This window comes from Curtobacterium flaccumfaciens (genome assembly GCF_051548005.1).
Lineage (GTDB): Bacteria > Actinomycetota > Actinomycetes > Actinomycetales > Microbacteriaceae > Curtobacterium.
In genome coordinates, this window is sequence record NZ_JBPUGH010000112.1 from 1 (window position 1) to 11,153 (window position 11,153).

Genomic DNA, 11,153 nt, shown 5'->3' on the forward strand with positions numbered 1-11,153 from the left:
AGCTGGCACCGGGCCTCCAGTCCGTCGTGGGTCCGGACCAGTCCGTATCCCGTCACGTTGGGCGGATGGTGCACCACATCCGCTGCCGTGTCGCGGTACGGTGGTTCCACACCCGAGGCGTTCCCCCCAGCTCCTCGGATGTGAGCGGCTCGACTGTTCCCCCCAACGTGTCGAGTCGCCGACGACCCCGGTCCTCACGGACCGGGGTCGTTGCTCTGTCCAGGGGTGGTCAGGCGTCGCGCAGAGTCGCCGCGAACGTCCGGACGGCGTCGTCGAAGCGCTCGGGGTCCTCGTTCCACTCGAGCGTGTGCGGCGCGGTGGCGAAGCTGACGACCGTCGCACCCAGCTGGGCCGCAGCCGAGACGTCGGTCGCGGCCACGAACGGGTCCGCGGTGGAGCGGAGCAGGAGCGTCGGTGCGCCCGAGTCCTGCCAGGTCGCTGTCCGGACCGGCTCGGCCGCGCCCGCGAGCCGGGAGAGCACCGGCGTCGTCGCGATGCGCGCGGCGACGTTCCCGACGAAGCGTGGGAGGCGGAACGCGCTCACGGCGCCGCGCAGGGCGGACCGGACGTCGAGCAGCGGAGCGATCCCGACGAGGCCGTCGACGGGCGTGCGGGATGCGGCGATCGAGCACGCGAGCGCTCCGGCGGACCACCCCTGCAGGACGACGCGCTCGGCACCGCGCTCTCGGGCGGAGCGGACCCGGTCGACGATACGGTCGGCCGCGCCGGGATCGAGGGAGCGGAGCGGCAGGTCGGTCGTGTCGACGATCTCCGAGGACGCGTCGAGGCCGGCCCAGACCGGCACGCCGCGGAGGACCTGGCGTGGGCCGAGCGACTGTCCGTGGACGTGGACGACGTGCGTCGTGCCGACGGGTGCGTCGGGTCCGGCGGCCGGGCCGGGGAGGACCTCGGCGACGACGTCGTGCATGAGGGCGTCCCACGTCCAGTCGCCGGCGACAGGTGCGGGGCCGTCGAGGAGCTGTCGGCGGACGGTGTCGTCGTCGGCGTCGCTCCCGCCGAGGACCTGGCCGACCCGGACGGACGTGCTGCCCCGGGTGAGCCGGTAGGTGCCGGGGAGCCGGGTGTCGCGGGTCGCCGTGAACGTGACCTCGCTCTCCGACCCGGCGGATGCCGCCGCCGAGGACCGGACCGTCGCGGTCGCGGTGTACGGCGTGGGGAAGAGCAGCCGGCGGGCCACGACGGCGCCGAGACCGAACGTCCCCGCGGCGCCGATCGCCGTCCCGATGGCGGTGGTGCGTGTCGCTGCGGTCATCTCGCTCCTGACGGGTCGGGTTCGGTGGTGGCGGGCGTGGAGAGTCCGGCCTCGCGGGCGCGGTCCTCGATCTCGACCGCCAGGCGGTGCAGGCGGCTGCGCCACTCTCGGCGCGACCACACGATGGTGAAGTACAGGCCCCGGTTGCCGGACGCCGATTCGAGGCGGTGCAGCTCAGGTTCGAGCGTGCGGAACCGGCGGCGTGCAGCGCGCCACTCACGGAACTCGCGCACGGCGTCGGGCAGCACCCCGCCAGCGGCGCCGAGGGCCAACAGCACCATCGAGGTCAGGAACACCGGTGCGTAGGCGATCGAGAGTGTGCCGACGACCGCGTCGGCGCCGAGCACGTGTGCGGCGTCCATCGCGACGGCGATCGCCGCGAGGAGCACCATCGCGGCCGCACCGACGACGAACAGCCGGTACATCCGGCCCATCTGCTCGCCGCGGCGGAAGGCAGCGAGCACGGCCGCGGCCGACCGCGCGATCACGATCGCGATGAACGACATCTCCACCGCCGAGTAGAGCGCGGTCGGGAGCTGGTCGCCGTACACGACCATGAACTGCGCCGTCGGGCGGGGCGCGTCGATCAGCGAGAACAGCACGACGAGGGTGACGAGCACCGCGACGCACGCGACGATCCGGCCCGGACGCAGCAGCCGCGCGGTGCGGGCGGCGGCCTCGACGGACTGTGCGAGGGCGAACATCCCGCAGACCATCAGGCAGCGTCCGATCACGTCGGCGATGTTCGGCACGCCCGTGGCCCGCGCGAGCACCCCGAGCACGTCGGGCTGGTTGATCGAGAGACCCACGGCGACGAACGCGCAGCACACCGTCAACCACGTCACGCTCGCCGACTGCGTCCGGACGAGCCAGAGTCGGACGAGGAGCACCACGAGGATGCCCCACACCGGCAGCGAGCCCCAGACGTGCAGCGTCACCGGAAGATCCCGGGTGCCGGTCGGTCGGGGTCGAGCAGGCCGATGTGCCGCGCGAGCTCGTCCGCCACGAGTTCGACGGCCTGCTCGTGCGGGGTGTCGAGCGACCGGGTGAACGCGGTCCGTCCCGTGAGCAGCCCCGTGTACGCCTCGTGGTCGCAACCGTGGTCGGCGAGGAACACGTGGGCGAGCTCGTGGAGCACCGACGCCGTGCGCGACCGCTCGGACAACCCCGACCGCGTCTCGAGGAGCGCGACATCCCGGCGCTGGATCAGCCGCGCCGACAGGTCACCGGGGAGGTCCGTCGTGCGCACCTCGATCGGCTTGCCCAGCGTCGCCTCCGCTCGTGAGACGAGTTCCGGCAGGGTCAGGCGACGGGGGAGGCCGAGGCGCTGCACCTGACGACGTGCGTCCGCCTGCCGCCGGAGGGCTGCAGCGCGCTCGCGGACCGTGCTCACGACGTGCTCCCCGGACCGTCGAGCGCCCGCAGGTGCTCCGTGAACTCGCGGATCTCGTCGGCCGAGGCGAACTCCCCGAGCCGCCGGGTCGCGAACGCGAGGACCTCGCGCTTCCGGAGCTCCAGGACGAGTTCGAGCTGCGCCTGCACCCGTGCGGGGACGTCGGTGCTGCCCGCGGCGTCGGTCAGGTACGCCGCCGGGACGCCGAAGAACTGCGCGAGGGCCTCGAGCAGCTGTCGATCCCGCACGGCCGGGCCGTTGCCACCGAGCATGTACCCCCAGCGCGGACGGCTCATCGACGCGCCGTGGGCCTCGATCTCCGCGGCGATCTCCTTGTACGACGGTCGCTGCCCCGAGTTCGCCTCGACGACGTCCATCAGGAGCTGCAGTTTCCGCGACAACTCGCGTCGGTGTGCGTCGTCGTCCGTGTACTCGATCACGGCTTCCCCTCCCGCGCTTGTCTCAGACATGGTAAAACGGTGTCCAAGGGATCGACCGCTCGTTCTACCCTGGCACGTCCGGCCGGTCCTGTCAGGTCGGCATTTCGTGGGGGGATGCCGAGGTGACCGCACGACGGACGGGAGGCACGGTGCCAGCTGGCACCGTGCCTCCCGTCCGGATCATGGTCGCGTTGCGACCCGTTGTTCCGGCTCAGGCCGGGACGTCGCCGCGCCAGCCGGGCTCGGTCGGAGCCGACTCGACGCGCTCCTTGAAGTTCTGCAGGTCCTTCTTCACGGCGGGACCGCCGACACCGACCGCCGAACCGAGCTTCTCGAGGAGGCCGGAGGGCTGCCAGTCGATCTGCGCCGTCACGCGGGTCGTCGTGTCGGAGAGCTTGTGGAACGTCACCGCGCCGGCGTGGTCGGTGTCGCCGTCCTTGACGGTCCAGGCGACGCGCTCGTCCGGGTGCTGCTCGGTGATGACGGCGCGGAAGTCGCGCTCCTGGCCGGCGACCTCCACGGTCCAGTCGGTGGTGGTGTCGTCGACCTGGACGATCTTCTTGACCTCGTCGAGGAACTCCGGGAACTCCTCGAAGCGGGTCCACTGGTCGTAGGCCTGGCGGACGGGGACGTCCACGTCGACGGTCTCGATGATCTGGGGCATGGTGCTCCTTCGTCGTGTTCGGGCTCGAGTGGTACTCGTTCTCGATTGCCCGTGCGACGGTAGGCCGGGCGGTCTGAGCGTCCGTCCGGGGTTGCGTCCCCCGGATCGCGTACGGGTGGCCGCGCTCCGGCGTCCGTGCTCGGCCGCCCGCGCTATCGTGTGGCGGATGAGCGAACACGGCCGGCACGCCTTCCACGAACGCGACGAGCACGGGATCCTCGTCCGACCGGCCGTCGCCTCCGACGTCCCGCACATCCAGCGCCTCATCTCGCCGTACGTCGACCGCCGCATCCTGCTCGGCAAGGAGAACGTCGCGCTGTACGGCTCCATCCAGCAGTTCCGCATCGCCGAGGGGCCGGACGGTGTCCCGATCGGCTGTGGCGCGCTCGCCGTGTTCTGGGACGACATCGCCGAGGTGCGCACCCTCGCCCTCGACGCCGACTGGATCCACAAGCGCGTCGGACACCGCATGCTCGAAGCCCTGGAGCACGACGCTCGCGAACTCGGCGTCGCCCGCATCTTCTGCCTGACCTTCGAGGTCGACTTCTTCGCCAAGCACGGCTACCTCGAGATCGGCGAGAGCGTGGTGTCGCCGGACGTCTACGCCGAGCTCGTGCGGTCGTCGGACGAGGGGGTCGCCGAGTTCCTCGACCTCGCCCGGGTGAAGCCGAACACGCTCGGCAACACCCGCATGCTGAAGATCCTCTGACGCGTCGCGCGGCAACCCGGGGTGTAGCGGGTCCCGCCCTACCCTGTGCGCATGTCGTCGTTCCGTCACCCCGTCGGACCCGAGCGCCCCAGCGTGTACTGGCGCCGCCGAGCCATCGCGCTCGGAGCGGTCCTCGTCGTCGTGATCGTCGTCGTGCTCATCGTCGTCGGGCGCGGGAACGGGGCCACGCCCGCTGCCGCGCCGTCGGCGTCCTCCGGTGCGCCCGCCGCCGGGTCGTCGCCGTCTTCGTCGTCTGCCGCATCTGCTTCGTCCGGGTCGTCAGCTTCGTCTCCGCGCCCGTCGCGGTCACCGTCAGCGTCCGCCGCTGCCGACGGTGCCACGTGCTCGAAGGACCAGATCGAGCTGACGCCCGTGGTCGACAAGACCGCGTACGGTCCCACGGAAGACCCGGAGATCGCGATGTCGATCACGAACACCGGCTCGAACTCGTGCCACATGGACCTCGGGTCGTCGCAGCAGGTGCTCACCATCAGCTCCGGCGAGGAGCAGTACTGGTCCTCGAAGGACTGCCAGACGAACGGCACGAACCAGGACGTCACGATCAAGGCGGGGCAGAAGCTCACCACGCCGTCGATCGCATGGGACCGCACCCGGTCGTCCTCGTCGACGTGCGATGCCTCGCGGCCGTCGGTCACCGGCGGGGGAGCGAGCTACCACCTGTCCGTCGCCGTCGGGAACATCGAGTCCGCGAAGTCGGTGCAGTTCATCCTGCAGTAGCCGTTGGGGCCTGGCGGGGCTCGGCGGGGCTTGGCCTGGCGGGGCTTGGCGGGGGCCGCATCGTGCGAGGTCGTCCACGTGGTGCGAGGAGGACATCACCGCACCGTGTCGGCAACCTCGCACCGAGCGCCCGAGCGCCCGAGCGCCCGAGCGCCCGACACCGCACCGGGATCACGAGTCGCGGGGAAGCAGAACGGGCCCGCCGTCCGGAGACGACGAGCCCGTTCAGGGTGTTTCGGTGATCAGCCGATGACCGAGATGTTCTCGGCCTGCGGGCCCTTGCGGCCCTCGGTGATCTCGAACTCCACCTTCTGGTTCTCCTCGAGCGACTTGTAGCCGTTGCCAGCGATCGCGGAGAAGTGGGCGAAGACGTCAGCGCTGCCGTCGTCCGGCGCGATGAAGCCGAAGCCCTTTTCGTTGTTGAACCACTTGACGGTCCCAGTTGCCATGATGGCGTTTCCTTACTTTCTTGCGGGGCGACAATATCTGCCGCTGATCCGCCGACGGTCGTCGTCGGATCGATGCGCCCCGCGGGCATGGGCCGGCGGAACGGGTTCGGGGCCAGGCGACCTGGGAAGGTCAGTGACCGATGGCGCTCGAGGTGCGCTGAGCACCGGAAGAACGATGGACTCCCGCCGGAGCGGTTGGTACCAACTTACAGTGCTCTCGCCACAACGGAAGAGCCGAGGTCGCAATCCGACCCATGAATCTGGTGGACTAGGGGCGATGGCAGACAAGGAACAGCGCTTCCGGAGCGAACAGCTCGAGGAAGCCCTCGCGAAGCAGGACGTCGCCGCGGTGGCGTTCGCGCTCCGGAACGACATCGTGATCGTGCCGCGGCTCGTGACCGGCAAGAAGGACATGCAGGTGCGGGTCTTCGGACGCGAGGGATCGGACAAGCGCATCCTGCTGCTCTTCTCATCCGCTGACGCCTACACGGCGATGGTGCCGAACGAGAAGATCCGGCAGGTCATGGTCTACGACGGGCCACGGCTCGAGGCGTTCCTCGCCGAGCATCTCGACTCGCTCGAGGGTGTGTTCTTCGACATCGCCGGCCCGAACACGATGCAGTCGACCCCGGAGGACCTGCTGGCCGCGCTGCGCGCGTAGCGGATCACCCTGCCTGGAGGCGCGGCTCGCCTCGGACGCCGTGGTCCCGGCTCCGGGGCGGTCGCCTGCCCGGGCGCACGGTCACGTCTCCGGGCGGTCGCCTGCTCGGGCGCACGGTCGAGTCTCCGGGGCGGTCGCCTGCCCGGTCGCGCGGCCCCGGTCAGAACGCTCGGTCGAGTTCGCGCTCGCGTGCCGACTTGGTCATCGAGAAGGCCACCCGCAGCGCTTCGCGCAGGTGCTCGGCGCCCGAGCCGAGCACGGTGGTGAAGCCGAGCCGCGTGGCTTCGTTCGCCCGCTGCTTCGCCCCCGTGGCCGGGCGGATCTCTCCAGCGAGGCTGATCTCACCGATCGCGGCCAGGGTGTGCGGGTAGGGGCGGTCGCGCGCCGCGCTCGCGAGGGCCAGTGCGATCGCGAGGTCGGCACCCGGTTCGGTCAGCTTCATGCCGCCGACCGTCGACACGTAGACGTCGGCATCGGAGAGCTTGAGTCCCGCACGACGCTCGAGCACCGCGAGCAGCATGGCCACCCGTGAGGCGTCCACCCCGTTCACCACCCGGCGCGGTTGCGGTGCGGAGCTCGGGACGACGAGCGCCTGGACCTCTACCGGCAGTGCGCGACGGCCCTCGAGGGCGACGGTCACGCACGTGCCGGAGACGGGGGCACCGTTGCGGGACATGAAGAGCCCGCTCGGGTCGGGCACCTCGTGGATGCCGTCGCCGCCCATGTCGAAGCAACCGACCTCGTCGGTCGGGCCGAACCGGTTCTTGAGCGCACGGACGAACCGGAGCGCGGTCTGGCGATCACCCTCGAAGTGGCAGACGACGTCGACCAGGTGCTCCAGCAGTCGGGGGCCGGCAATCGTGCCGTCCTTCGTGACGTGGCCGACGATGAGCACCGGGAGCGCCCGTTCCTTGGCGACCCGGATCAGCGTCGACGCGACCTCGCGCACCTGTGACGTCCCGCCTGCGATGCCGTCGATCGTGCCCGACGAGATGGTCTGAACGGAGTCGGCGATGAGGAGGTCGGGCTGCACCTGGTCGATCTGGCCGAGGATGACGCCGAGGTCGACCTCGCTCGCGAGGTAGAGGTCGTCGTGCATCGCTCCGGTCCGCTCGGCCCGGAGCCGGACCTGGTCGACCGACTCCTCAGCACTGACGTACAGGACGCGCTTGCCCGTCGCCGCTGCTCGTGACGCGACCTCGAGCAGCAGGGTCGACTTGCCGACGCCTGGCTCGCCGGACAACAGGACCGCGGCCCCGGGCACGACGCCCCCGCCGAGGACCCGGTCGAACTCGCCGATGCCGGTCTGCCAGCGCTGCACCGCCGTGCCGCGGGCCTCGGTGATGGGGCGGGCGACCCGTGCACCGGCCACGGCGACCGCAGTGGTGCCACGGGTGCTCGCCGACGCGGCTGAGGTGTCCTCGACCGTTCCCCACGACTGGCACTCACCGCAGCGGCCAACCCACTTGATGCTGGTCCAGCCGCACTCGGTGCAACGGTAGAGGGACTGCGGGCGTGCCATGACGGTCAGGCTAGGCGGAGCCGCCGACATCACCCGCGCGACGCTCGGCGGGCTCGGGCAGCGGGACCGAACCGGTCATCCGACGCCGCAGCCGGTCGACCCGACCCGGGCGGTCGGCGTGGTCGAGCGCACCGGCGTCGTCGGTGTCCTGCTCCGCGCGGGCCGCGGCGACCGCACCCGCGCCGGTGCCGAGCTCCTCGGCTTCGCGCGCGGAGAGGTACTGCCGGATCGCCGCCACGGTGTCGACCCGGGCGTCGACCGCCGGCTCGAACGCGCTCGCCCAGATCTCGTACCCGCGGTCGTTCGGGTGGAAGAGATCGCCGTAGCTGTTGAAGAACGTCCGACGCAGCCCGACCCGCTTCGTGATCACGTGCAGTGGTGCCACCGTGAGCCCGAACTCCCCGGCGACGCGGTGGACGATCTCGTTCGCGACCGCGACCTTGCGCTCCCGGTCCGGTACGAACATGCACGGCAGCTCGGCCACGATCGCGTGCGACGGCACCGCGCCGTAGATCGTCCGGATATTCCGCTCGAACTTGTCCGGGTCGAAGTCGGCGATGTCGTTCGCGCCGATCGACACGGTGCAGATGTCGGGCGTGTACCCGCGGAGCTTCGGCAGCTGCTCCTGCTTCGCGCCCCACGTCGTCGCGCCGGAGACGCTGAGGTTCACCACGCGTACGGTCATCCTCGAGCGGTGGCGGATCCGCCGCGCGAGCAGGCCGACGTACCCGCGGTTCGGGACGGTCGCGCCGACCCCCTGCGCGGCGGAGTCGCCGATCGCCAGGTAGGTCAGTTGGCCCTCGTGTTGCAGATGCTCCCGCCACCACTGCGCGTTCACCGGCAGCATGTCGACCACGCGCTGCGACGCCGCCCGCTGCCCCCGGATACCTGCCCGCGCGCCGAACAACCCGGCGCCGACGACGGTCAGTCCGCCGAGGATCGACGAGAGCAGGGCGATGACGGTACGCGACTTCATGCGGTGGACGGTACGCGGGCCCGCTCGACCCTTCTCGGTGCGTGGGCTGAACGGTGGACGAGCGCACCCGATCAGCCACCTGTGGAGGGCAGGCCGACCCCGGGTGGTTCGACGGGCCTCCCGGATCGTGTAAACTCTTTCCCGGTACCGTGTCCGAGCGGCCGAAGGATCATGTCTCGAAAACATGTGTGGGGGCAACTCCACCGTGGGTTCAAATCCCACCGGTACCGCCAACGCGAAGAGCCCCAGATTCCCGTCAGAACGGGAATCTGGGGCTCTTCCGCTTCGCCCCGTCATCTCCTCCGGTAACCATGCGGTAACGGACCTTCTCGCAGCAGGTGTGAGCAACCCCACTTCGGGCCGCGCCCACTACTGGCGTGGGCCGTTCAAGCTCAATGGTGGGTTGCGTGCAGCTTCTCGATGATGCGCGCCGCTGCTTCGTCACCGGTAACGGTACCGGCGGCGATCTGGCGGCCGAGCTCGCGGGTCTCCTCGTTGGTGACCTGGTGGCCGGCCGCGCCAAGCGCGGCGTCAGCGCTGGATCTCGACGGGGGTGCGTGCAGGCTGGGTTCCGCGCTGCTTCGCGTCTTCGGACCCGGTGACGGCCTGCAGGGGGATGACGTGGCGCATGGGGCTCCGTTTCGACCGAGTCCAGTTTACCGGCCGGACCTATCGTGCTGGAGGGATTTCGCGGACTTCGAGCACCCGAGGTGGCGCTCCGGAAGTTTCGGATAAGGGGCACTATCACCGGCGTGAATCGTGCCCCTTGAAGTGACATGGGGCTGAGCATCTTGGCGGGTGCTCGGCGTCTGGTGAGGCTGGCCCTCGAGCGACTGCTCGGACCAGTGCCGATCGGCATCCACGGTCGGCCTGTAGGCGATCTCGCCAGTGGCAGAGCGTCCGTATGGCGCAGCCAAGTGAGAATCAAATCGGACGGGATATCTGCGACGCGGCGGCTCACGAGATGGTTGACCTACGCCGGCTGGCCGATCGCCGACCGGCTAACGGGCACAGGCTCCGGCTGCGTCTCCGATCGGTAGGCTCGCGCCATGAACACCTTCGCTTCCCTGGCCACAGGCGGCGCCAACTCTCAGGACGGCGCTTCAGCGCCGATCTGGTTGGTCGTTGCGGCTGTCGCGGCGATCGTCATCATCGGGGTTGTGGTGATCGCCCGCCGCAAGCGCTAGCGCGAAGGCCCGGTTACCGATCGTCCATCGAGACGGGTACGTAGTCCTGGAAACGAGCGTGCAGGTCAGAGGAATATCGAACGGTGCGAGTCTTACGGATCGAAGGAGCGGCTTCCCTCGGTGTCTCGCCCAGCCAAGAAGCAGCGTGGCCCGACCTCGCGGCTGCCGCAATCGAAGCGGTGCGCGCAGGCCTGCTCCCGGTGCCCATCGTGTGGTTCAAAACAGACTCAGGCGCCTTCGGAAGCATCCCCGTGCATCCTCATGTCGCGATTGACTTCGTGGACGATGACGCACCCGCCGAGTTCCTCGGCGCGGTGACCCAAATGGGTCCGGGGTGGAACCCGCAGGGTCAGCAGTCTCAGTGACCGCTGGGCGATCGGCTACCGGTCTGTCGAACGCTGCTCGCGATCGGGCAGGAGGTGCCCGATGGCCCGTAGGACGTCGCCTAGCCATACGAGTTCCCAGTTCAACGTCTGATCGGCGTCCTTCGCGGAGGTCAGGTTGCCCCAAGACTCGGTCAACTGCCCGATCGTCGGTTCGGGCGGATCGCTCGACACGTCGTACAGGTCCGGGGCGGGCAACGAGTAGAAGTAGTCCGCACGCAGCACGAACGACTCCCCGTTCACATGTTCGACGTGCGCAAGGACACGATCGAACACGAGCCGTAGATCGGTCACCGAGATATGAATACCGTTCCATTCACGCATCCCACGAACATCGCGCAGGAGGACCTGTCTCGTCAATGGATCGTCGACCCGACGGGTTCGTTGAGCTACCGGCTCGAACTGTCCCTGCGCGACCAGGAGAAGAGCCAACCTGCCAGGAGCATCACAGCGCCCAAGAAGATGAAGATGACGCCGGCCACGACGTTCCACTTGCCGACAAGCAGGACGACACCGATCACTACCAACAGGCCGCCCGCGAGCTCGTTGAAACGTGCTCGGGCTGGCCGATCATCGCCGTTGGGGGCTGTCACTGCTCGAACGATAGCGAAGCGTTCTCGAGTCCGTTAGCCGATCCTTGGTTTCAGCCGGTCGTTGCAACACCACCGTGAATCGGAGTGCTGCAGATGGGATCGAGGCTGGAACACCGTGCTCGAGAGGCGCGGTTCTGGGAGCTATTGAGACAGGGCCTCGGGCGG

Annotated in this window: 14 protein-coding genes and 1 tRNA gene; 5 read left to right on the forward strand and 10 right to left on the reverse strand. The window is 69.6% G+C overall.

The genetic code is table 11. From position 1 onward, the window contains the following. Nucleotides 1–229 precede the first annotated feature (229 nt). The 5 genes from ACSW7Y_RS12705 to ACSW7Y_RS12725 all read right to left on the reverse strand — a co-directional run bounded on the left by ACSW7Y_RS12705 (nucleotide 230) and on the right by ACSW7Y_RS12725 (nucleotide 3,770). Nucleotides 230–1,273 (reverse strand): alpha/beta fold hydrolase, encoded by a 1,044-nt coding sequence (locus tag ACSW7Y_RS12705; RefSeq protein WP_438126640.1) that lies wholly within the window; start codon nucleotides 1,271–1,273, stop codon nucleotides 230–232. Beyond that, nucleotides 1,270–2,211: a hypothetical protein gene (locus ACSW7Y_RS12710; RefSeq protein WP_438126641.1), complete on the reverse strand. Its 942-nt coding sequence runs from the start codon at nucleotides 2,209–2,211 to the stop codon at nucleotides 1,270–1,272. Before ACSW7Y_RS12710 ends, ACSW7Y_RS12705 begins: the two co-directional genes overlap by 4 nt. Further along, nucleotides 2,208–2,666, reverse strand: a complete 459-nt coding sequence (locus tag ACSW7Y_RS12715) for a hypothetical protein (protein ID WP_438126642.1) — start codon at nucleotides 2,664–2,666, stop codon at nucleotides 2,208–2,210. The genes ACSW7Y_RS12710 and ACSW7Y_RS12715 overlap by 4 nt, the downstream gene beginning before the upstream one ends. Beyond that, nucleotides 2,663–3,136 carry a hypothetical protein gene (locus tag ACSW7Y_RS12720; protein ID WP_438126643.1) on the reverse strand — a complete coding sequence of 158 codons (474 nt, stop codon included), beginning with the start codon at nucleotides 3,134–3,136 and terminating at the stop codon, nucleotides 2,663–2,665. Before ACSW7Y_RS12720 ends, ACSW7Y_RS12715 begins: the two co-directional genes overlap by 4 nt. 181 nt (nucleotides 3,137–3,317) lie before the next feature. After that, nucleotides 3,318–3,770, reverse strand: coding sequence for an SRPBCC family protein (locus ACSW7Y_RS12725; protein ID WP_438126644.1), 453 nt, complete (start codon nucleotides 3,768–3,770; stop codon nucleotides 3,318–3,320). A gap of 166 nt (nucleotides 3,771–3,936) precedes the next feature. On the opposite strand from ACSW7Y_RS12725, the gene ACSW7Y_RS12730 reads away from it, so the two are divergent. Then, nucleotides 3,937–4,479, forward strand: a complete 543-nt coding sequence (locus ACSW7Y_RS12730; protein WP_438126645.1) for an amino-acid N-acetyltransferase — start codon at nucleotides 3,937–3,939, stop codon at nucleotides 4,477–4,479. Nucleotides 4,480–4,530: 51 nt separating this feature from the next. Next, nucleotides 4,531–5,217, forward strand: a complete 687-nt coding sequence (locus tag ACSW7Y_RS12735) for a hypothetical protein (RefSeq protein WP_438126646.1) — start codon at nucleotides 4,531–4,533, stop codon at nucleotides 5,215–5,217. Nucleotides 5,218–5,459: 242 nt separating this feature from the next. On the opposite strand, the gene cspE is transcribed toward ACSW7Y_RS12735, so the two are convergent. Next, nucleotides 5,460–5,666: a transcription antiterminator/RNA stability regulator CspE gene (gene cspE, locus ACSW7Y_RS12740; protein WP_022904520.1), complete on the reverse strand. Its 207-nt coding sequence runs from the start codon at nucleotides 5,664–5,666 to the stop codon at nucleotides 5,460–5,462. Nucleotides 5,667–5,943: 277 nt separating this feature from the next. Here cspE and ACSW7Y_RS12745 point away from each other — a divergent pair, with 277 nt between their 5' ends. Then, nucleotides 5,944–6,327, forward strand: coding sequence for an SseB family protein (locus ACSW7Y_RS12745; RefSeq protein WP_058724124.1), 384 nt, complete (start codon nucleotides 5,944–5,946; stop codon nucleotides 6,325–6,327). 160 nt (nucleotides 6,328–6,487) lie between these two features. Here ACSW7Y_RS12745 and radA read toward each other — a convergent pair whose 3' ends face one another. Together radA and ACSW7Y_RS12755 are read right to left on the reverse strand one after the other, a co-directional pair. Further along, complete coding sequence (gene radA / locus ACSW7Y_RS12750; protein WP_438126647.1) at nucleotides 6,488–7,849, reverse strand: DNA repair protein RadA; 1,362 nt, start codon at nucleotides 7,847–7,849, stop codon at nucleotides 6,488–6,490. A gap of 10 nt (nucleotides 7,850–7,859) precedes the next feature. Further along, nucleotides 7,860–8,825 (reverse strand): SGNH/GDSL hydrolase family protein, encoded by a 966-nt coding sequence (locus ACSW7Y_RS12755; protein WP_438126648.1) that lies wholly within the window; start codon nucleotides 8,823–8,825, stop codon nucleotides 7,860–7,862. 143 nt (nucleotides 8,826–8,968) lie between these two features. Here ACSW7Y_RS12755 and ACSW7Y_RS12760 point away from each other — a divergent pair. Continuing rightward, nucleotides 8,969–9,058, forward strand: a tRNA-Ser gene (locus tag ACSW7Y_RS12760). An 816-nt stretch (nucleotides 9,059–9,874) separates the two neighbouring features. Further along, on the forward strand, nucleotides 9,875–10,012 hold the full coding sequence (locus ACSW7Y_RS12765; protein ID WP_438126649.1) for a hypothetical protein: 138 nt from the start codon (nucleotides 9,875–9,877) through the stop codon (nucleotides 10,010–10,012). Nucleotides 10,013–10,392: 380 nt separating this feature from the next. Here ACSW7Y_RS12765 and ACSW7Y_RS12770 read toward each other — a convergent pair whose 3' ends face one another. Next, a complete protein-coding gene (locus ACSW7Y_RS12770) occupies nucleotides 10,393–10,719 on the reverse strand; it encodes a hypothetical protein (protein WP_438126650.1) in 327 nt (108 codons plus the stop codon). A 65-nt stretch (nucleotides 10,720–10,784) separates the two neighbouring features. Next, complete coding sequence (locus tag ACSW7Y_RS12775; RefSeq protein WP_438126651.1) at nucleotides 10,785–10,988, reverse strand: hypothetical protein; 204 nt, start codon at nucleotides 10,986–10,988, stop codon at nucleotides 10,785–10,787. Nucleotides 10,989–11,153 lie beyond the last annotated feature (165 nt).

Excerpts from the sequence above, each read along its gene's own strand:
- ACSW7Y_RS12725 (WP_438126644.1), bottom strand. The coding sequence starts at position 3,770 with ATGCCCCAGATCATCGAGACCGTCGACGTGGACGTCCCCGTCCGCCAG.
- ACSW7Y_RS12765 (WP_438126649.1), top strand. The coding sequence starts at position 9,875 with ATGAACACCTTCGCTTCCCTGGCCACAGGCGGCGCCAACTCTCAGGAC.
- cspE (WP_022904520.1), bottom strand. The coding sequence starts at position 5,666 with ATGGCAACTGGGACCGTCAAGTGGTTCAACAACGAAAAGGGCTTCGGC.
- ACSW7Y_RS12730 (WP_438126645.1), top strand. The coding sequence starts at position 3,937 with ATGAGCGAACACGGCCGGCACGCCTTCCACGAACGCGACGAGCACGGG.
- ACSW7Y_RS12735 (WP_438126646.1), top strand. The coding sequence starts at position 4,531 with ATGTCGTCGTTCCGTCACCCCGTCGGACCCGAGCGCCCCAGCGTGTAC.
- ACSW7Y_RS12745 (WP_058724124.1), top strand. The coding sequence starts at position 5,944 with ATGGCAGACAAGGAACAGCGCTTCCGGAGCGAACAGCTCGAGGAAGCC.
- ACSW7Y_RS12705 (WP_438126640.1), bottom strand. The coding sequence starts at position 1,273 with ATGACCGCAGCGACACGCACCACCGCCATCGGGACGGCGATCGGCGCC.
- ACSW7Y_RS12770 (WP_438126650.1), bottom strand. The coding sequence starts at position 10,719 with ATGCGTGAATGGAACGGTATTCATATCTCGGTGACCGATCTACGGCTC.
- ACSW7Y_RS12720 (WP_438126643.1), bottom strand. The coding sequence starts at position 3,136 with ATGTCTGAGACAAGCGCGGGAGGGGAAGCCGTGATCGAGTACACGGAC.
- ACSW7Y_RS12755 (WP_438126648.1), bottom strand. The coding sequence starts at position 8,825 with ATGAAGTCGCGTACCGTCATCGCCCTGCTCTCGTCGATCCTCGGCGGA.
- radA (WP_438126647.1), bottom strand. The coding sequence starts at position 7,849 with ATGGCACGCCCGCAGTCCCTCTACCGTTGCACCGAGTGCGGCTGGACC.